Genomic DNA, 18031 nt, shown 5'->3' on the forward strand with positions numbered 1-18031 from the left:
TCTATTTTAGAATGCCAAAAACAAATCGACTGACCGGTTGATAGACGTATGTAATCCATTCCAGCGGATTCGGAAGCTTCACTCTCTCAAATTGCAGAACGCAAAGCACGGATCCTATGAATAAAAGCGATGAAAATACCCAGATTTCCGGGATTTGTTGTTTGCGCATTAGCTGCGGGAGCTCAATCAACCCCGCGAGAGTCGCAATGATCAAAACCGTGACGATAACTCCCATGTCTTCACTCCTCTTCGCGGCGCATTATGATAGAGTTATTCGTTGTTCCTAGACGGCGTATGTGTAAATCTGCGGAGATATTTACTTGCAGCTTGGCGAATTCATTCTGCCAATCAGGCTCCATCTCTTTCCACAGCTTAGGGGACGCATCTTCAATCACCTCACCAAAACCGAAAATATCCGCTTTATTTTCTTTGGCTTTGTTAATGGAAGCATACATCACTTTTTTCAGGGATTTGACAGCGGTTTGCTCAAGTTCATGAATTGTCTCCGGGTCCAATAAATCGATCTCACACTGAACTTCACTTACATTTTCCTCTAAAATGACATGCACATTGATTTCAGGCTTCCCGTTTTTCACTACTCCTTTCATCTTGGACTTTGAACGAATAATTTCTACGGTTATCGTTCCGCCTTTGGGACATGCCAAATGCCCCATCGTGCTTTTGACGTTACCAACGATATAGTTGTATCCTTTGCTCTCGTCCTCACTAAGCCAATCAATCAATTTATCTTTCTTAAACAGCGCTAGACCGGTGTACTGCAAGTTCGTGATTGGATTTGTCTCCGCTAGGGAGGATTTCGAGTTTCCCTTATTGGGATCTCCCTCGATTCGAATACCGGTTAACACCGATTCCGTCGTTGGTTCACTAAGCTTCGTTATGAACTGATCAATACGAACACTGACCGTTGGTGCCCACGCCTTTTCTGACGTTTCTAACGTCTTGAACATTTTGTTTGCTGGAATCCTCTCAATCGGTGTCAAAATTTGCAGCACTTTGGATGCCGTTGTACCTCGGGCAACGATGATGTAAAAATCAGATCGGATTTCATGATCTCTGGTGATGCCATCCAAGACTTTAGCAACCCCTTCACGTGCAAGTTCCTCACCGATTACGACAATACGCAAATGGGATGCGAATAATTTACGCGGAGCCGAAGTCGTTAATTTCCTTGCCGCTTCCAGAATTGAAATTCCTCTCGCTGACAGCGTTGTGATGGGCGTACTGTAGCCTGCACCCTTTTTTGATGCTACCTCATTAGGGTTCACAATTTGCGCAGTTACCAAGTATTCATCTCCGCTTTTATCGAAGCCCACACCAACCGTAATAGCCAAATCATTCAATTCATGGCGATCCCAACACCCTGAGAGTAAAAGACCAAGTAAGCTAAGCGTACACAGAATACGACCTAATCTTTTCATTGGCCGATCCCCCCCTTTATCTTCGTTTTGGTTTGGTTGTCGGGGTATTGTTTTCGCGAATAATATTCTTCTGGTTAATAAATCGTGGCCTGGAGAAAAGGCTCCATTGCGGCAATCTGAGAATGGTGTCCTTCTGGTCAGCCATTACGAACGGAGCCATCGGAGACATGTACGGAACCCCGAATGAACGCAGCGAGCATAGATGTTGAACCATGGCGATTAAGCCCACGGTAATGCCAAATAGGCCAAAAGTAGCCGCAAATATCATCAAAATAAACCGGATAATACGTATAGGAATCCCCATACTGAAAGCTGGAATAACAAAGTTCGCGATCGCAGTAATTGCCACGACAATGACCATTGCCGGTGAAACCAATCCTGCATCCACGGCTCCTTGCCCGATAACAAGCGCACCTACGATGGATACGGCTTGACCTACCGTTTTAGGCAGTCGAACACCGGCTTCACGCAGGATTTCAAACGTCACTTCCATCAATAAGGCTTCCACAAAGGCAGGAAAAGGAATGCCTTCCCGCTGCGCCGCTAAGTTAAATAATAGTGAGCTGGGCACAAGTTCTTGATGAAACGTGGTCATTGCGATATAGAACGAGGGTGCCATCAAAGAGATGAAAAAACACATATATCGCAGCATGCGAATCAATGTCGCAAATTCAGCCCGCTGATAATAGTCCTCCGAAGATTGAAAAAACTGTGTAAAAATAACAGGGGCCTCGAGCACAAAGGGGGTTCCATCCACTAGAATGGCGACGCGCCCCTCCAATAAGCCAGATGCAATCACATCAGGACGCTCGGTATTGTAGATCGTTGGGAACGGCGTGAACGTTTCATCCTGAATCAGTTCCTCGATATTGCCGCTTTCAAGAATGCCGTCAATATCAATGCGCTCAAGCCGTTGCCGTACCTCATCTACAATTTTGTCATTCACAATCCCGTTAATGTACATCATCGAAACCGTTGTTTGCGTAACTCTACCTATTGTCATGCTCTCCAGCCACAAATTCGGGCTTTTGATACGCTTACGAATAAGAGAAATGTTCGTTCCTATCGACTCTGTAAAACCATCACGTGGTCCTCTCACAACAGACTGTGTCATCGGTTCCTCTACCGATCGCTGTTGTTCGGAAGCTGTATTCACGGATAATACCTGTGTATAACTATCGACAAAAATGACGGTTTCGCCTGACAAAATCCGATAACATACCTCTTGGTAGTCATGGATGGTTCTGACTTCCCCTAAGGTCTGAAGGATATTCGTCATTAAATCAGGCAGCTCATAGAAACCCGTTTCCAAAGCTTCCACAATTTCAGCCGATTTGGCGCTCAAGCCGTTCATGATATCCTGAAATAAGTTTTTGTCCACCATCTGCTCAAGAAAGGCGAAACCAACTCTGTAGTTGGCATCCAATTCCAAGTACATTTCCCCCGTCTTAAGATCGTCGCTGTTGCCAAAGGTCGCTTTGATCTGTGCGATATTCAATTGGCTGTCGCTAAGGAGGCTTATATGCGAAATAGGATCATCGTGCTCCTGGGAGCGCGTGCTTGGAATTCTTTTATGATTGAATAGTTGATGTAGCGTCTTGGACCAAAACATTGTTATTCTCGCCACCACCAAGCTCTTTTTGAAATCCGTTCATCTTGTGGGAAGTTTTCCCTTCCACCCTCAAAATTATGTATAAAGAACCCGTGACGAAGGAAAAAGGACCTCTGCCCCATAAGGCGAGAAGTCCTTTTAATTGCTACTACATTCATTTTCAACTGCTTGCACTTGTATAATGCCGCAAGGCGAATTTCCATAAAATACGTGTCAGCGTCAAACAAATAACTGCAATGGCGACACTCGAGGCAACTTGCCAAGGGCTAATACGTCCAATTAGCGCGGAAGCAGGAAAGGTTGTGATAAAAGCAATCGGAAATATATACGTTAACGTGAAGCGTAAAAAACCTTTATACACAGAAACCGGAAACCTTGCCGTTTCAAAAAATGAGCTGAATAAATAAGACAAGTTATCTACTTTGACAGCCCAGAAAGAAAACATCATCATCCCCATCCAAAGCGAATAAACGACGACAAGAGCTGCTAGAAATACGATAGCAAACTGGATCAACTCGACGAAGCTTGGTAAGGCATTAAGCTGCCAAAGTGCATAAGCAACTAAGCCAAATCCGAGCACAACGTCAGATAAGCGCCAGAAAACAAGATGCCTGAAACTAATATAAAACTGGCTATCTACCGGTTTCGTCAGAACAAAGTCCAATGTCCCTTTGCGAATATGATTAACAAGTCGCGACATATTAGGCTGTAGGATAAATTCTATAAAACCATGCACCGCATTGAATATGCCAAGCAAGACAAGCACTTCATAGAAATCCCAACCACCAATTTCCTGTGTCCGATAAAAATATAATTGCACAGTCAGGATCGCCATCGCCAGCCAAAACACGGTTGACAACATATTCGCTGCAAAATTAGCGCGATACTCAAACTCCTCCACCAAGCACGCACGCATAAATTCTCGAAATAGCCGAACATATTTCATCGCAGGGTCCCTCCCATCCTCATCCGCCTACAGCGCCATATTTCTTAATCCCTTTTCTCCACAGCAATCGAAATGTTATGAATAGCAGGATGAGCCAAGCAAGTTGAATCGTGAAGTTATGAAGGATTACGGGAGACCCCACCTCGATTTTACCTACCAGGAGTTCTACGGGGAAACCAACTGTACCGTAGAAGGGCAACCAAGCAGCAACCTTTTCAACCCATGAGGGAAACATGCTTAGAGGCGCGATTCGACCTGCAAGAAAGAGATGAAAGCCCTCGTAAAGGCTGTAAATCGCCGTGGCACGATTGGTCCAAAAGGCAAACAAGCCAAACTCAAAGCCGATCAGAAAACGGATGGCTGAGGACACCACGATAGCGCATATAAAAAGTAGCATTATTTCCCAGGAAATTGTTATCCTTAACACAGGGAATAAAGCTGCGGCAATCGCCCACGCCGGGATTAAGAGAAACGCGAAAAACAGTTTGTACACCAGATTTTGCGAGATGCTCCAATGTACGGGGTGGAAAGGGCGAACTAGTTTTGATGACAACGAGCCATCCTGAATACTGGCGTCCAACTCCCATACATCCCAAGTGCTCGTTAAACGGTCAACAACAAGAACACCAAGAAAATACACCATATAATCGTGAGCATCATACCCGCCGATAGCTTGATTGTTGCTGATCGACAGCCACACCGCCATGGAAACAAGAGGCTGTATAAAAGCGCCAACCATCCAGATCAGCGACTCACTGCGGTACGCAAACATCACCGCCCACTCCACCCGAATCAAGATGCGATATTTATGCCAAAATAGTGCTAATCCCTTCATGCTCCGGCGCTTCCCCCTTCGGTCCTTGCCTCAAATGCTTGGGCAATCACCGATTCCATGGATGGATCCTCGATCGTCAAATCCAGCACATTCAGCTTGGATAAAAGCTTTGCCGAAAGCTCCGAAACTTGCTCTCTAGGAACATCCACATCAAGATCCGGAAACGCATAGTGGACTATCGTTCCCATCCCGTGGACAACATCCTCAAGCTCTCGCTCATGCGCACGTTGAGCCAATTGAAGACGAATACGCTTGTTAGGCGCGTACTTGTCTATCAATTGATGGATCGCTCCATCATATAACAGACGGCCTTTACCGATGACAAGGACGCGTTCACATAATGCTGTTACATCTGCCATATAATGGCTGGTGAGCAGAATGGTCGCTTTATATTTACGGCTGTAATCTTGAATGAACCGGCGCATGACTTCCTGCATATTCACGTCCAGCCCAATCGTCGGCTCATCGAGAAACACGATTCTTGGCCGGTGCAGAAGCGCAGCAGCCAGCTCACATTTCATCCTCTCTCCTAGCGAGAGCTGCCTAACCGGCTTGCGGATAACTTCCTCCAACTCGAGAAGCTGTACCAAGTCCCCCAAGGTCTCATCGTAGATGTGATCGGGGATTTCGTAGATAACCTTGTTAACGAGAAACGTTTCTGCTGCGGGAAGATCCCAAATCAATTGGCTTTTCTGCCCCATGACCAGAGAAATCTGCTTCTTGAACTCTTTTTTATGCTGAAAAGGAACAAAACCGCCTACATTCACTTCACCACCTGAAGGATGCAGCAGTCCTGTGAGCACTTTCATCGTGGTCGTTTTACCAGCCCCGTTTGGTCCAAGAAAGGCGACGATTTCTCCCTCAGGGATGAAGAAGGATACATCATCTACGGCTTTCACCGTGCGGAACTTACGGTGGAACAAGCTTTTAAGGGAAGCGATGAAGCCCGGCTCCCGTTCGTGCACTTGATACCATTTGCTCAGCTTACGAACCTCAATCATGGCCTTCCTCCTCATGCTGGGGTGGATGCTGTTTCATTTCAACCAGAAGATCGCGTAATTCCGGGTCTAAGAGATGAATGGTTAGATCATACGGTGCGAAGGGTTCTTCCTTGATCCGGTGCAGTTTCGAGACATAGGTGTTGCTTTCTTCGATCAATTTTCCTAAATCGATTCCAAGGGAATCCGCCGGATATGGAGCCAACTTATCCAAACCTGCACTAAAAAGCTTAATGGAACCGCTTACGTTTCCATTCGCATGATGATAAAGGCCCACTGCAATCTGCAGTAGACCTTGATATAGAGGGCTCCGGCCTTCTTCCAGCCAAAGCTCCTCCATCACTTCATGGCATTCAAAATAATCGCGCAGCTCGTTAAAATAATATAAGTAAGCTACATATAATCGATCGTAAGCAGCCATAGATCAGTTTTGATCTCCTTTTTTCGCTCGGGCGATTGCGGCTTCAAGATCGGAGGACAAGTCGCTTAAACCGTCCTCCGTTTCCCAAATTTCGTTGAATCTCAGCTGAAATTGCGCTGCTTCCCGAACTCTGTGATAGAAATAAAGCTCCTGTATGTTGCTGAGCACTTTATTGACTAAGTTCGAGTTATCCTCAAACATTTTCTGCGATTCAACGATTTCCCCGCGAATGCTGGACATTTCCTGATCCAACAGGTAAGCAGCCTCTGCCGCCTTGCTCAAACGAGCCCTAACATCAGCCGGCAATTGCTCTTTATATTTATAATTCAAGGAATGTTCGATGGTAGCCCAGAAGTTCATGGCAAGTGTTCGAATTTGCACCTCGGCTAGTATTCGCTTCATTCCTAATGCCGTTTGTACCGGATATTCGATAATGATATGAAAACTACGATATCCGCTTGGTTTCTTATTGGTAATATAATCTTTCTCGTAGACAATACTCATATCCTGCCTGCTACGAATGAGTTCAGCCAGACGTTCAATGTCCGCAACAAACTGACACATAATCCGAATACCTGCAATGTCCTCAATGCCGGATTCCAATTGATCCATCGGTACGTTCAAACGCTTCGCTTTTTCCAACATGCTGGATATTTTCTTAACGCGGCCAGTTACGAATTCAATGGGGGCATATTCTTCCCTGCTTTTGAGTTCGCCGCGCAGCGTTTTAAATTTTACCTTCAACTCTTCTACCGCTTGTTCGTAAGGCAGGAGAAATTTTTTCCAGTCTCGTCCATCCATTGATTTTTCCTCCATTCCAAATGAAGTCAGTTGTGATCTGCACCGATTGCCTGGGAAATATGAGTATACCCATCTTTTTTGAGTAAATCTTGAAGTCCACGATTAATGTTCGTAAGAATGCCTGGACCTTCATAGATTAATCCTGTATAAACTTCAACCAAGCTTGCGCCGGCACGAATTTTGTCATAAGCGTCTTTCGCCGTAAATATCCCGCCAGCCCCAATAATCGGAAGTTTGCCTTCCGTTAGTTGGTAGACGCGTCTAATGACCTCCGTAGATCGCTGTGTGAGCGGACTTCCACTAAGTCCACCTGCTTGCGAACGGTTCGCATGCACGAGTCCTGCTCTGCTCAGCGTCGTGTTCGTAGCAATGATTCCGGATACTCCACTGTCCTTGATCGTGTGCACGGTCAATTCCAACTCATCATCCATAAGATCCGGCGCTATTTTCACAAGAACGGGCTTACCTGCATCGCCATTCTTTTTCTGTTGAAGCTGCATCTCGGCCGTAACCGCGTCAAGCAATCGCTTCAAATCATTCCCATGCTGTAAATTACGCAAGTCCGGCGTGTTTGGTGAGCTAATATTGACGACAAAGAAGTCGCCGTATGTATATAACTCCCGGATACAAGCCCGATAATCCTCTTCGGCCTGCTCATTTGGAGTCGTTTTGTTTTTACCGATATTGATGGCAACTGGGATATCACGCTTGCCTGTCTGTTGCAGGTTGTACGCCATCTCGTCCGTCCCAACATTGTTAAAACCCATCCGATTGATTAGCGCCTTGTCCTCGGGTAAACGAAATAACCGCGGCAGCTCATTGCCTGGTTGCGGCTTGGGAGTAATCGTTCCAACCTCCATGAATCCAAAACCTAACTGAGAAAAACCTTTAACTGCTTTTGCATTTTTGTCTAATCCTGCGGCCAAACCAACCGGATTGGCAAACTCCAGTCCCCATATACGCTGGTTCATAAGAGGAGAGTTCTGCACTCCGTACATGGATTTAAGTAATTGCGCTCCGCCTGGGAAACGAGTTACCGCACTTAGACCGTCAATGGTCAGATGATGCGCCTTCTCAGGGTCCATTCGAAACAAAATCGGTTTGGCTAACTTCTTATACAGCATGTCCTATGCACTCCGTTCTCTAATGACTCTAACAGTCAGTTTAGCTGACAATGTCCAATTATGCAATCCGAAGTAAGGCATAAACTTATTTTTTCAAACAAAAAATCCCTGCTCCATGAAGGTTGCAAGGGAATAAATTTCACTGACCAAACTCTATACTTCCGAGCGCAGAAGCAGCCGTTCCAGATGCATCGTTAGATAACCGGTTTCGTCGTCAGGCACTTCCAATTGAAGTGCATCGCTGAGCATAAGCGACAGGACTTTCGCCTTCACATAGGTGTCCCCGTACTCTTCTTTGATTTTATCCAGCAGCGTATTTTGAAGTGTCTTTTTTTGTTTCACCCGTTCAATGACACCTTTCAAATGACTGATGAAACGCAATGTGGAGAAAGAGTCGTCGAAATTAAAGCCTAATTCTTTGGCCGATTCGATCGTTTTCGATACGATTCTGACAACCGCCAGGGAATCCGAAGCCTGCTCCTTTTTGCGCGCACTATTAAAGTGCATCGTCAAAAAAGCGACCTCATCCTCCGGCAATTTGACATCAAGATGATCGTTAAGGAATTCGACTGACTTCTTGGCTACTTTGTATTCCTCCGGGTAGAGATAACCAATTTCATAGGCAAAAGGATTTGTGATGAAAATGCCTCGTTTCTGCCGCTCAACCGCAAAATTGATATGGTCTACTAATGAGGCATGAATCGTCTCCGAGAAATCACCTTCCAACATGCTCTGCGCGTAAGCGATAACCTCTTCGGTAATCCCGATAATTTTCACATCAACGGCGTTTAGAATTTGTTCGTAATTCCTGAGCACCTCTGATGTATGCAATAGGAATTCTTGCGTGATTTCCGCTTCATCTATCGGCATGCCCGGTGTCTTTTTAAAGCCGATCCCCTTACCGAAAGCTATCGAGTTTTTCCCTGATGTCAGATGCGCCATCACCACATTGTGTGAGAGTACATGAATGATCGTCCGTTCAATCATAAGACACCTCCCTTTCTTTGTTTCGGGGTCCCCTCTTACGTTGCTTTGTGGGGATAGTTAGGCTTGTCCTGATTTGTCTTTATGCATGTGAAGCATGGGTTTAATACTTTCTCGAATCTGCTCGGACTCCGTTCCGAATACAACGTGTACATTCCCTTTTCCAAGCCGGATAACCCCTATCGCGCCGAGATCTTTAAGTTCATTGTCCAACACAAGCTTCTCTTCATTAACCAGCAAGCGCAGTCGCGTAATGCAAGCGTCAATTGAAATGATGTTGGAAGGACCACCGATATGTTTTAAAATGCGGGTTGGACGATCTTCTTTTGTCTCAATTGGAGGACCTGCTTCCTCCGTTTCTATTTCAGCCGTTTCATCGCGGGTGGATACTTTGATCGGGAAGAAATACAGATACACCCGGAACGTTACATAATAGAGCAGAAAGTAACCTACGCCAACAATGAGAATGAGATAAGGGTTCGTGGAGATATGCCAATTCAGTACAAAATCTATAAATCCCGCTGAAAAACCAAAGCCCATTTTGACTTGAAGCACGTTCATAAGCAGCATCGAAATACCCGTTAAGCAGGCGTGAATGACGTATAAACCAGGAGCAACGAACATAAAGGCAAACTCGATCGGCTCCGTTACCCCTGTTAGAAAGCTGGTCAAACCGGCGCTTAGCAAAACGGGGACAACCAATGGTTTATTGACCGTCGGTGAACTTTTAATCAAAGCCAAGGCTGCTGCTGGAAGTCCGAACATAATCACGGGGTAAAATCCTGTCATAAACATGCCCGCTTCCGGGTCGCCTGCGAAAAATCTGGAGATATCGCCATGAACGATTTTGCCCGTTGCGGTGCTGTAATCCCCTATTTGGAACCATGCGATATTATTAATAATGTGATGCAAGCCGGTAGGAATCAGCAGACGATTCATCATGCCATAGATGAGAACGCCGATATTCCCATTATCAACAATCCATAATCCGATAACGCTAATCGATTTTTGTACCGGTGGCCAGATGGAGCCCATCAGCAGCCCTAGAAAAACCATGACCATCGCTGTTAGCAAAGGAACAAAACGCTTCCCTCCAAAAAAACCTAATGCTTTAGGCAGCTGTATATGCTGAAAACGATTAAAGAGAGAGGCAGACAGGACGCCGACAAGCATCCCTCCGAGGACCCCCATATCCAAGCGTTCAGCCGAATCCGTACCTGTATGAAAAAGCTGTAAAACATTATTAAACACGAGATACCCTACCGTTGCCGCCAATGCCGCGACGCCATCTCCGGACGTCAATCCGATGGCAATGCCGATAGCAAAGATTAAGGGTAAATTGTCAAAAATCGCGCTTCCGCCTGACTCAAAAATATGAGCCACCTGCATGAGAAAAGGATCACTAAACGTCATTTTGCCTATACGCAATAGAATGGATGCCGCCGGCAGCACCGCAATCGGAATCATTAAGGAACGTCCCATTTTTTGCAAAAGATACATCGATCTCATTATGTCTCACCTATTAAGCCCACAAGTTTGGCCGTTTCTTGTTTGCTCTTTCCTATCCCAATTATAGTAGAAAGAACACCCTCCCGAAAGGATAAAATCCTCTAGGATAAGGTGTTTTTTCTATGCAACAGTTTGCTGTTATTTCACCGCTCCCGCCGTAATCCCGCTTGCGATTTGGCGTTGGAAGATGATATAGACAATCAGGGTTGGGAGGGTTGTAATCAGAAGACCTGCGAACAACGGCCCCCACTCCACACGATACTGCATTTCCGCTTGCATAACGGCTAGACCGATTGGAAGTGTGTACTTGGTTGGCTCATTCGTTAAAACAACGCCCAAGAAATACTCGTTCCAGTTATTGAGCATATTCGTAATCATAACCGTAATCAGGCCCGGTTGTGACAACGGCAGCATGACTCGGAAGAAGGTACCGTAATGAGAGGTCCCGTCAATGATAGCGGCTTCTTCAATTTCTTTCGGCAGCGATTTGTAGAAACCAACCAACAGGAAGATTCCGAATGGCAGGTTCAGCGCCGCGTAGACAAGAATCAATCCCAACCATGTATTGATCAACTGCAAATCATTGAGCAAGAAGAACAGTGGGATCAAAGCCAATGCGAAAGGAATCATCATCGATGAGATATAAATCGTAAAAATAATTTTATTTCCTTTAAAATCATACCTCGCTAAAATGTACGCCGTCATCGCCGCAAGAATCATGCCAAGCAGGGTGCTTCCAGCAGTAACAATAATGGAGTTCAGAAAATAAGTGCTGAAGTTATATTTGCTCCATACATAGGAGAAGTTGGACCATAACAGTGGATATTTCGGCAGCGCCCACGGGGCATTCAGGAAAAATTGCTCATTATTTTTGAGTGCGTCGAGCAGTGTCCATAACAAAGGATACAGGACGGCGACGCCCCAAATCAGAAGAATGATCCAGACAATCATTTTGGCTAACGGATTTTTAATCTCCATAAAATGGTTCCCCCTCCTTCAGAATCTTTCTTTTTCTAAGATGACCTTAATGCATTTCGATTGTTTCCTGGCGCATGACGCGCTGCAGAATAAGGGTTGTGATCAGTGAGACGATTAGGATCATAACACCGATGGCCGCTCCATAACCGAAATGATATTGTTGAAAAGCCATCCGATACAGGTAAGATCCCATCACTTGGGTTGTATTGTCAGGCTGCCCGCCGTTCGTCATGAGTTGAACAATGACGAAGGAACCGTTGAGCGTTGTGATAACAATGTTAACAACCGAAACTTTAATTTGCTCCCAGATGAGCGGCATCGTAATGTTGCGAAATTGCGACCATTGACCGGCTCCATCTATATTAGCTGCTTCGTAATAGGAAGCAGGAATATTCACGATTGCAGCAATCATCAAGATCATGTAGAAACCGATACCAGCCCAGATCGTAGGCGGCAGTAACATCCAAATCGTATGTTGAGGAAAACCCAACCAAGTAATATCAACCTTTTCACCCGTAAATAGCGACAGGAAAGCATTCAGGAATCCAATTTGAGGATTGTAGATGAAGTTCCAGAGAACGCCGATAACAACGACTGAGATTACATTAGGGATAAAAAAGATGGCGCGGAAAAATCCGGACCCTTTCACTCTGAAGCGTGTCAAAGCGACTGCGAAGAACGTGGCCAGAATCATAATGCCAATTACTTTACCAACGACCAAGAAATAATCATTCCCGATGGCTCTAAGGATAATTGGGTCTTTAAAAATCTCTTTGAAATTGTCAAAACCGATAAACGTGCTGTTCTCCGACATTCCTGACCAATCATAAAATGACTTCTGCAAGGCCTGTATAACAGGGTAGATCGTGAACACACAGAAGAATAAAAAAGTCGGAATGATGAATGAAGCGATGAACATATTCCTTTTCCACACTTTTGACTTAGCCTTCATTCTATCCTCACCGTCCTATCATTAAAATGGCGGAGAACGCCTAGGGCACTTAGCCTTATTTGTTCTCCGCACTGCCTCATTCCGTTGCTATTTCTTCTGCTTAGCGACGACATCCGTTACACGTTTTACCCACTCTTCTGGGGTAATGGTTCCGATTGTCAAAGCAACACTCGCATCTTGCATAGCTTTGTCAACGTCTGCTGCGAAGGAAACCGTAGGTACGACCACTGTGTCCGGTGAGGACAAGAATTTGGCAGCGTCTTTCACGAAGTTAGGTGCTTTGGAGGAAGAGATATCACCTTTAACGTTAGAAGGAGCACCGCTTAGCTCAGCCCATTGGGAAGCTTGCGTTTTGGAGAATACGAACTGCATGAATGCTTTTGCAGCATCTTTGTTTTTCGCTTTTTTCGCGATGGCAAATGTCGCTGTGGACGTGTTCGCTACCACTTTTCCACCTTTATCTTGCGTGATGGAAGGGATGAATCCGAAGTCGAAGGAAGCTGGAACGTCTTTCGCCATTTCGTTCGGCAGCCATAGGCCGTTCGGAATGAAAGCGTCTTTGTGCTGCAGGAACAAGGATTGGGAATCCGTGTGATTGATTTGAACGGATGCTTTATCGATGAATCCTTTATCACGCAATTGAACGATTTTGTTCAAACCTTTGATGATGGCAGGGTTTTTCCAAGCTTCAAGATTGTTTGTGGACATGTCTTGCAGCAATTTGTAGTCATTGTTATTAGCAGATACGATTGCAGGGAATAGTACAGCACCATTGATGTAGTAAGGGTATTTACCCGTGTGAATGAAAGGATTAATGCCTGCGGCTTTAATTTTCTCGCTTACAGCAAGGAAATCTTCAAAGTCTTTTGGCTCAGCCCAAGCCTTTTCTTTGAATAGGGCTTTATCGTAGAAAATACCCCATGAGCTCATAACGAAAGGAACGTTATAGATTTTGCCATCAAACTCTTGTGGCTTTTGAGCAAGCAAATCAATAATTTTATCGCCGTCAACGTTTTTCGCGTCTTTGATCCAATCGGTCAAATCTTCAAGTTGACCGTCTGTCACCATTTGGCGATCGAACAATTCAGGTCCGTCGATATATACGAAATCAGGTGGGTTCCCAGCGATCCAACGGGGTTTCATTTGTTCGTTGATTTTTGGGCCCGCACTTTCTTTAATTTTCAAATCTGGATTTGCCGCTTGGAAATCAGCAATAACTTTCTTCCACCATTTGTCGCCGTATCCGCCAACAAAGTATTGGATTTCAAAATCACCTGTCAATTTTTTTGCAGCTGCCGCAGTTGGCGCAGCACTTGCAGCAGCTGTGGCTGCGGGTGCCGTTGATGCAGCGGGTTTTGTCGTTTCTGCCGGAGCAGCGGTTTTACCACACCCTGCTGCTACAAGTACCATAGATGCAGCAAGGCCCATTGTTGACCATTTTTTCATGTTCATGTGTTCATCTTCTCCCTTTTTTAATAAATCTGTTTGGTTATTTTGGAGTAGCGAATTCCCGTTGTCCTGTCCATCCGACGTTTGTACGACCAACCCCTTTCAGCAAGCAATTATTGAAAAAAATAAAAGGGCATAGTTATAGAAGAAGACTTGCATTCTTCTAATAACTAATGCCCTTACGGTAACATGTTATTAAAACTAACATATTCAGTTGTTTTTACTGTTTCGTGTGATTAAATCTTACAATATAATGACATGATCGTCAATACATGTTTCAAAAATTTCCTTGTGACTACTATATTCTATGATAGACCCATCTTGTGATATGATAGATCATATCGTTTAATCCTAAGTAAAGGGTGATTCCTATGTCCAAACGTAAACCAACAGCCGTTAATCGAAGAGTCAAAGAGGAAGTCAATAAGAAAGCCATCATTTGGACAGGCGCCATTTTGCTTGTTGTCATTATCGGCATGACATTACTGCTCATTTTGGACAAATGATTACAACTGAAATGATTGAATTTATCACATTTTGAATTGTAATCGCTTTCTTGATGATTGTCAATACAAATCCTACGCTGCTTGTATGAGCAGCAAATAACCCCGTCTGAATCAGATTCAGACGGGGTTTACTACGATCATTTATAACGCTGACAGGGTTAATCCAACCACTTATACTTCTTGCCTGGATTGCTGTCATTTGTCTGCAGCGGCAGCCCGAAGGATTGATTCGGCTTCCCTCTTCCGGCACCACTGCCAGGGGACCCTGACCCTGACCCTGACCCTTCACCTGATCCCAGCTCAGGCAATATCCCCTTGCCAATCGTCACTTTCGTTTGATGTGTCACCATGTCATAGAGCTCTTCAACGTCCGCCTGCAGCATCCGAACACAACCGTGCGACTCATCTTTGCCGATGCTGGAAGGCTTGTTCGTCCCGTGAATAGCATACAGCGTATCGGATAACGTCATACCTCGACTCCCGAATTCACCATTCGATTTGCCGTTCGGATTGCGCACCTTTTCGCTAATGATAAAATCACCCTGCGGCGTTTTCTCGCCGCCTAACCCGACAGGATAACTTCGAATGATCTTATCTCCGCTAACTAAGGCAAGAAGATGCTTATCTGTGTCAATCATAATGCTGAGCGGTTCACGCAAAGGGTCGCTTGACGTTTTAGGCTGCGAGCTGCTCGGCATAGTCGCCTCTTTGCTCTCTGGGCTAGGCTGAGCTCCTTCCTCCGCTTGCTTCGTCCCCTGAGCCTGCCCTGGTGTGGCAGGGTTGGCTTTTAGCATCTTGAGCGTTTGCGGAAAAATCTCCTTCATCTCCGGCGTAAGCCCCGGGAGCAAATTATCCGGGTAGGGCTTGGATAGCTGATCAGGCGCCTCAGGCAGCGAACCCGTTTTCGCTTGATAAGCCTTCATCGCGCTCTGCAGCACTATTGCCTGTTCACGATCCCGCATCCATTGCTCAATAACAGGAACAAGCGCTGAGCTATCAGCAACTTGGCATGAGCAAATTTGCGACTGATAGTACTTCAGAGCAGACGAACTCCCGCCTCCACCTTCAGTCGTAACACTTAATAGCGGACTCACTGATCTGTTCCACTCGATCCATTTGCCATCTGCACTTCGCGGCGCTTGCATAATAACCGCTTCTCCGGCGCTCAAGCTGGAAGAAACAAGGACCTGCTGAAGCTTTCTCCCCCAATCCCCTTCCGAGAAATATAACTTCGTCCCTGGCCCTGGCACTTCGCCTTGCATTTGAGCGGATTGCACCTCAGCGTGAGCATTCACGTTTTTTCCAGTTGCTGTCTTTGCAGCTTCACTGGGCATACCGCCATTCGCAGAGTCTATCGCGGCTGGAACTGCCAACAGCAGCAAAAGAACCAATAGCGGCATCCACTTCCCTTTGTTCCTCACACGGTTCGAAATCTCCGCCCCCTTAGCGTTCCCGGAAACGGTAGATGGGTCAGAAGGAAGCGGTCCTTCAATCGTTATTTTTTGACGCTCAAAAGCCTCATATATCTCACCAGACTGCGCAAAACAATAGGCTGCCTTGCCTTCTTTCCCTTGCGCCGCGTATTCTCGTCCCAATAAATACCAAGCCATTTTATGATCAGGATGCTCTTTGACATATTTCTTAAGATACAGCGGATCTTCGATCGGATTATGTTGGAAGAATCGTTCCAACTGATCTTGGCGATGATTATTTTTCACCCCGGATACCTCCCCCGCACGAATTTCGAGACTAACTCTCTCAAATTTATCGGCAGATGAAGCTTGGAGTTGAAGCTTAAAATAAAACGAGCCCAACAAGGTTCCCCTCGGCAGGCTCGCTTAGTTCTTATTTCACAAATGATTTTGTGCGTAAAATTGCTGTTTGCGTCGCTTCATCCCACTGCACATCCAACCCGATCTGTTCTGCAAAGAAACGAATCGGCACATACGTCCTGTCCTGCTTCACATAAGGCGACACATCCGTTGATTGCTTCACATCTGCTTGTCCCGCTTGTTTAAGCACAACGCCCGTTTCACCTATGGTTAACTCCACAGTCGTGTTGCCTTTACTTAACTGTACAATTTTTTTGCCTGCTTGTTCCAAATACTTGACTTCGAAACCAAATGTTTCACTGATTGCTCGAACCGGAACCATCGTCCGTCCATCCTGAAGTTCAGGCTGAGCATCGAAAGCAATCACTTTATCGTCATGTACGACCTTAATACCTTGGCTGGCTAAATTTGCAGGTAAATGATACGGCGTTATTTTACGGATTTTGTTGTTCGAAGCATCTGCAACGATCATATTTCCTTGAGCCGTTACAATGACGTCACTAGGATTATAAAATTCAGCTGCCCGCTCAACCCCATCTGTCTCACCTGTTTGCGCCGTACCGGAAATGGTTGTCACCTTACCGTCCAATAAATAACGAATTGCATGATTTAAGCTGTCTGCTATCAAAACTCCGCCTTCCGAAGTCACGGAGAGTCCTTTCGGAAAATCAAACTTAGCTTTCAACGCTTCGCCATCGGCGTAGTCACCGCCTGCATACAGCTCATTTTTTTCATAAATCGTATTATTGCTTAATAGTGCCGTAGATCCAGCTACCGTCTTCACAGTACCAGCTTGCAAATCAATATAACGTACGCGTTGATTGCCTGTGTCGCTCACATACAGATTTCCTTGGCTGTCCAGAGCAAGGCCGGAAGGCTCATTGAACTTTGCTTCAGTTAAACTACCATCTTGGTACTCACCAGCAAATGACGCCTCTCCAGGATGAATCAGAATTGCACGAGTAGAAGCTGCATTCAGTGTTGAAACCGTGCCGTCTGTTGCAATTTTACGAATCACATGATTCAGCGAATCCGCTACGTATACAATCCCATCATCCGTTACCGCAACATCACTCGGATGATAGAAACTCGCGTCCGATCCTTTGCCATCCTTTTTACCCGGAACACCATTTCCCGCAAGCGTTGTAACTTGACCGTTCGTGTCCACTCTACGAACCGCGTTATTCGCAGAGTCGGCTACATACACATTCCCCTTGCCGTCAACGGCCAACCCTGACGGCGCATTAAAAAATGCTTCAGAGGCCTTGCCATCAAGGAGTCCTCCCGTTGGAAATCCTTGGCTGTTCGTAGTAACTACAACCTCTGGTCCTGCGAACGTCGTGACTTTGCCTCCCGATACCTTACGAATAAGATGATTGCGAGTATCTGCAATCAGAATGCTGCCGTCAGGCAGTTGAAGAACACTGCCCGGGGCACGGAATCCGGCACTTAAGGCATCGCCGTTCACATCTTCAAAATCCCCAATTCCAGCGAACGTCGTAACATCCGCTAGAATTTGGCCAGTGCTTGAACGCAGCGCATCTGCAGACAAACCCGCCGCCCACGCGGACGAACCTCCTAGTAAAGTCGCAGCCGTAAACGTGGAAATAAGGATATATTTTAAGGGTTTCATAGGTTTCTCCTT

At 45.7% G+C, this 18031-nt stretch carries 17 protein-coding genes; 1 reads left to right on the plus strand and 16 read right to left on the minus strand.

The genetic code is table 11. From position 1 onward, the window contains the following. Nucleotide 1: 1 nt before the first annotated feature. The 14 genes from ACUN27_RS27865 to ACUN27_RS27930 form a co-directional block, all read right to left on the minus strand. On the minus strand, nt 2–235 hold the full coding sequence (locus ACUN27_RS27865) for a hypothetical protein (RefSeq protein WP_315954145.1): 234 nt from the start codon (nt 233–235) through the stop codon (nt 2–4). 4 nt (nt 236–239) lie between these two features. Next, the gene (locus ACUN27_RS27870; protein ID WP_326061629.1) at nt 240–1439 is read right to left on the minus strand and encodes a Ger(x)C family spore germination protein; all 1200 of its coding nucleotides are present in this window, start codon (nt 1437–1439) and stop codon (nt 240–242) included. A 16-nt stretch (nt 1440–1455) separates the two neighbouring features. Then, entirely contained in the window at nt 1456–3051 is a 1596-nt protein-coding gene (locus ACUN27_RS27875; protein WP_326061630.1) for a spore germination protein, read from the minus strand. A gap of 160 nt (nt 3052–3211) precedes the next feature. Further along, nucleotides 3212–3997: an ABC transporter permease gene (locus ACUN27_RS27880; RefSeq protein WP_315954148.1), complete on the minus strand. Its 786-nt coding sequence runs from the start codon at nt 3995–3997 to the stop codon at nt 3212–3214. Nucleotides 3998–4016: 19 nt separating this feature from the next. Beyond that, nucleotides 4017–4832: an ABC transporter permease gene (locus ACUN27_RS27885; protein ID WP_315954149.1), complete on the minus strand. Its 816-nt coding sequence runs from the start codon at nt 4830–4832 to the stop codon at nt 4017–4019. Beyond that, the gene (locus ACUN27_RS27890) at nt 4829–5833 is read right to left on the minus strand and encodes an ABC transporter ATP-binding protein (protein ID WP_315954150.1); all 1005 of its coding nucleotides are present in this window, start codon (nt 5831–5833) and stop codon (nt 4829–4831) included. The genes ACUN27_RS27885 and ACUN27_RS27890 overlap by 4 nt, the downstream gene beginning before the upstream one ends. Then, nucleotides 5826–6251, minus strand: coding sequence for a DUF309 domain-containing protein (locus tag ACUN27_RS27895; protein WP_315954151.1), 426 nt, complete (start codon nt 6249–6251; stop codon nt 5826–5828). The genes ACUN27_RS27890 and ACUN27_RS27895 overlap by 8 nt, the downstream gene beginning before the upstream one ends. A 3-nt stretch (nt 6252–6254) precedes the next feature. After that, on the minus strand, nt 6255–7052 hold the full coding sequence (locus ACUN27_RS27900) for a GTP pyrophosphokinase (RefSeq protein WP_127454532.1): 798 nt from the start codon (nt 7050–7052) through the stop codon (nt 6255–6257). Nucleotides 7053–7078: 26 nt separating this feature from the next. Next, complete coding sequence (locus ACUN27_RS27905; protein ID WP_445559965.1) at nt 7079–8176, minus strand: quinone-dependent dihydroorotate dehydrogenase; 1098 nt, start codon at nt 8174–8176, stop codon at nt 7079–7081. A gap of 153 nt (nt 8177–8329) precedes the next feature. After that, on the minus strand, nt 8330–9163 hold the full coding sequence (locus ACUN27_RS27910; protein WP_157322619.1) for a PRD domain-containing protein: 834 nt from the start codon (nt 9161–9163) through the stop codon (nt 8330–8332). A gap of 57 nt (nt 9164–9220) precedes the next feature. Further along, nucleotides 9221–10669, minus strand: coding sequence for a PTS transporter subunit EIIC (locus tag ACUN27_RS27915; RefSeq protein WP_315954152.1), 1449 nt, complete (start codon nt 10667–10669; stop codon nt 9221–9223). Nucleotides 10670–10807: 138 nt separating this feature from the next. Continuing rightward, on the minus strand, nt 10808–11647 hold the full coding sequence (locus ACUN27_RS27920; RefSeq protein WP_315954153.1) for a carbohydrate ABC transporter permease: 840 nt from the start codon (nt 11645–11647) through the stop codon (nt 10808–10810). Nucleotides 11648–11693: 46 nt separating this feature from the next. Further along, the gene (locus ACUN27_RS27925; RefSeq protein WP_315954154.1) at nt 11694–12599 is read right to left on the minus strand and encodes a carbohydrate ABC transporter permease; all 906 of its coding nucleotides are present in this window, start codon (nt 12597–12599) and stop codon (nt 11694–11696) included. Nucleotides 12600–12686: 87 nt separating this feature from the next. Further along, complete coding sequence (locus ACUN27_RS27930; protein ID WP_326061632.1) at nt 12687–14051, minus strand: ABC transporter substrate-binding protein; 1365 nt, start codon at nt 14049–14051, stop codon at nt 12687–12689. Nucleotides 14052–14419: 368 nt separating this feature from the next. Between ACUN27_RS27930 and ACUN27_RS27935 the strand changes: the two genes are divergently transcribed. Beyond that, on the plus strand, nt 14420–14554 hold the full coding sequence (locus tag ACUN27_RS27935; RefSeq protein ID WP_258567649.1) for a hypothetical protein: 135 nt from the start codon (nt 14420–14422) through the stop codon (nt 14552–14554). 158 nt (nt 14555–14712) lie between these two features. Here ACUN27_RS27935 and ACUN27_RS27940 read toward each other — a convergent pair whose 3' ends face one another. Both ACUN27_RS27940 and ACUN27_RS27945 read right to left on the minus strand, forming a co-directional pair. Further along, nucleotides 14713–16272: a L,D-transpeptidase family protein gene (locus ACUN27_RS27940; protein WP_326061633.1), complete on the minus strand. Its 1560-nt coding sequence runs from the start codon at nt 16270–16272 to the stop codon at nt 14713–14715. 127 nt (nt 16273–16399) lie between these two features. Continuing rightward, nucleotides 16400–18019, minus strand: coding sequence for a stalk domain-containing protein (locus ACUN27_RS27945; protein ID WP_326061634.1), 1620 nt, complete (start codon nt 18017–18019; stop codon nt 16400–16402). Nucleotides 18020–18031: the final 12 nt, after the last annotated feature.

The organism is Paenibacillus sp. WC2504 (assembly GCF_052682475.1).

Coding starts and splice junctions, on each gene's coding strand:
- ACUN27_RS27865 (WP_315954145.1), bottom strand. CDS start 235: ATGGGAGTTATCGTCACGGTTTTGATCATTGCGACTCTCGCGGGGTTG.
- ACUN27_RS27870 (WP_326061629.1), bottom strand. CDS start 1,439: ATGAAAAGATTAGGTCGTATTCTGTGTACGCTTAGCTTACTTGGTCTT.
- ACUN27_RS27875 (WP_326061630.1), bottom strand. CDS start 3,051: ATGTTTTGGTCCAAGACGCTACATCAACTATTCAATCATAAAAGAATT.
- ACUN27_RS27880 (WP_315954148.1), bottom strand. CDS start 3,997: ATGAAATATGTTCGGCTATTTCGAGAATTTATGCGTGCGTGCTTGGTG.
- ACUN27_RS27885 (WP_315954149.1), bottom strand. CDS start 4,832: ATGAAGGGATTAGCACTATTTTGGCATAAATATCGCATCTTGATTCGG.
- ACUN27_RS27890 (WP_315954150.1), bottom strand. CDS start 5,833: ATGATTGAGGTTCGTAAGCTGAGCAAATGGTATCAAGTGCACGAACGG.
- ACUN27_RS27895 (WP_315954151.1), bottom strand. CDS start 6,251: ATGGCTGCTTACGATCGATTATATGTAGCTTACTTATATTATTTTAAC.
- ACUN27_RS27900 (WP_127454532.1), bottom strand. CDS start 7,052: ATGGATGGACGAGACTGGAAAAAATTTCTCCTGCCTTACGAACAAGCG.
- ACUN27_RS27905 (WP_445559965.1), bottom strand. CDS start 8,176: ATGCTGTATAAGAAGTTAGCCAAACCGATTTTGTTTCGAATGGACCCT.
- ACUN27_RS27910 (WP_157322619.1), bottom strand. CDS start 9,163: ATGATTGAACGGACGATCATTCATGTACTCTCACACAATGTGGTGATG.
- ACUN27_RS27915 (WP_315954152.1), bottom strand. CDS start 10,669: ATGAGATCGATGTATCTTTTGCAAAAAATGGGACGTTCCTTAATGATT.
- ACUN27_RS27920 (WP_315954153.1), bottom strand. CDS start 11,647: ATGGAGATTAAAAATCCGTTAGCCAAAATGATTGTCTGGATCATTCTT.
- ACUN27_RS27925 (WP_315954154.1), bottom strand. CDS start 12,599: ATGAAGGCTAAGTCAAAAGTGTGGAAAAGGAATATGTTCATCGCTTCA.
- ACUN27_RS27930 (WP_326061632.1), bottom strand. CDS start 14,051: ATGAACATGAAAAAATGGTCAACAATGGGCCTTGCTGCATCTATGGTA.
- ACUN27_RS27935 (WP_258567649.1), top strand. CDS start 14,420: ATGTCCAAACGTAAACCAACAGCCGTTAATCGAAGAGTCAAAGAGGAA.
- ACUN27_RS27945 (WP_326061634.1), bottom strand. CDS start 18,019: ATGAAACCCTTAAAATATATCCTTATTTCCACGTTTACGGCTGCGACT.